Source organism: bacterium (assembly GCA_016873475.1).
Lineage (GTDB): Bacteria > Krumholzibacteriota > Krumholzibacteriia > JACNKJ01 > JACNKJ01 > VGXI01.
In genome coordinates, this window is the sequence record VGXI01000413.1 from 1 (window position 1) to 1,633 (window position 1,633).

General features: G+C 71.2%; 2 protein-coding genes. Both read right to left on the reverse strand.

What is annotated here, in order from left to right; all coding sequences use genetic code 11:
• The coding region (locus FJ251_16250; protein MBM4119251.1) for a type IV toxin-antitoxin system AbiEi family antitoxin domain-containing protein at positions 1 to 309 on the reverse strand (309 nt) is incomplete at its 3' end.
• 89 nt (positions 310 to 398) lie between these two features.
• The gene (locus FJ251_16255; protein MBM4119252.1) at positions 399 to 1,616 is read right to left on the reverse strand and encodes an ATP-binding protein; all 1,218 of its coding nucleotides are present in this window, start codon (positions 1,614 to 1,616) and stop codon (positions 399 to 401) included.
• Between the last annotated feature and the right edge of the window lie 17 nt (positions 1,617 to 1,633).

The following is a 1,633-nucleotide window of genomic DNA, read 5'->3' on the forward strand; positions in this document are numbered from 1 at the left end:
GGCGACCTGCGCGAGCGTGTGACCAGCAGTCGGCTGGTGACTGGCGACGACGTAGATGCCGCGGCTCTGCCGGAGCACGAGTCCCTCGCGCACGAGGCGCGCTAGCTGCGCTCGCGATATGCCCTGAGCTTCGAGGTCCCGCGGTCGTGCCAGCCCCGCCGTGCGGATCGCCTGAAGTGCTTTGTTCCGGCCCTTGGTTTCCATGGCAGGCGGTTTACGAAATGTTGGGGGTTGCGTGCAAGTCCCGACGTTTCGGAACGCGGCTCGGCTGGCGCAAAACGTCGGCACCGCAGGGCCCAGTGCCGTCATTTGGGGCCAGTTTGGCTCAGGGATTGGCTCAGATTTGGATCGGGTTTGGCTCAGAATTGGATCGTGCCCCAAGCACCCGCCCGAATGCCTCAGAGCACCCGCCACCAGGGTGCCGCAAGCACGCCCGGCGCCAACCACTCCAGTGCGCTGCCCGTGTGCAGCAAGAGCCCAGCGCGCGCCTGCTTCCCGTACTCCGCCTGAAAGGACCGCAGGTGCGTGGCGTCGGTTAGGCGAGGCCGAGCCGCGGCCTTGACCTCGACCGGCAGCAGCTTGCCGCCGGTCTCGATCACGAAGTCCACCTCCTCGCCGGCCGTCGTGCGCCAGTAGCCGAGCTCCACCCGCTCGAGCCGCGCGTCCCGCCAGGCGAGCAGGTCGTCCAGCACGAGGTTCTCCAGGTGCGCGCCACCCGGCTCCGCCAGCTCGGCCAGGTGCAGCGCCACGCCCGTGTCGCCCCAGTAGAACTTGGGCGCCTTGATCAGCCGCTTCGTGCGGTTCACCGCGAAAGCGGGCAGCCGCACGAGCTGGTAGGAGGTCTCGAGCAGGTTCAGCCAGCGGTGCACCGTGGCCTGGGGCAGCGCCGCGTCGCGCCCCAGCTCGGTCTGGTTGACGAGTTGGCCCAGACGCAGGCAGGCCGCGCGCATGAGGCGCCGGAAGTCGGGCAGCGAGCCGATCGAGGCGAGGTCCTGGAGGTCGCGCTCCAGGTAAGTGCGCACGTAGCCGTCGAACCAGATGGCGCGATCCTTCGCCGTCTTGAGGTGCACCGCGGGCGTGGGGAAGCCGCCCCGGCGCGCGAGCGCTTTCCAGTCCTCGACCGCACCCTCGCCGGCCGCGAGCAGCTCGAGCCAGTCGGCGTCGCGGGCGGCGAGCAGCTCTTCCCAACGCCCCGCGCGGCCCTCGCCGCGCTGCTCGCGCCGGGTCATCGGCCAGAGCGCCAGGTAGCTCGCGCGGCCGGCCAGCGACTCGGAGACCTGGCGCATGAGCAGCAGGTTCGCCGAGCCGGTGAGCAGGAAGCGCCCGGGCCGGCGGTCGCGGTCGATGCTCCGCTTCACGGCCGCGAGGAAGCCGGGCTCGCGCTGCACTTCGTCGAGGGTCACCGGGTCCGTGCCGCCGACCAGCAGGTCCGGGTCGCGGCGCGCGGCGCCCAGCGCGTCGAGGTCGTCCAGCGAGGCGTAGCGCCGCTGGCCGGACACGCGCTCGGCGACCAGGGTGCTCTTGCCGGTCTGCCGCGCGCCGGTCACCACGACCGCCGGCATCACCCGCAGCCGCTCGGCCAGCGCGCCTTCCACGAGGCGGGGGAGTGTATTCATGGCGTGGATGATATTTT

What these genes read in the sequence shown, in the direction of transcription:
- FJ251_16255 (MBM4119252.1), bottom strand. Translation starts at nt 1,616, where the DNA reads ATGAATACACTCCCCCGCCTCGTGGAAGGCGCGCTGGCCGAGCGGCTG.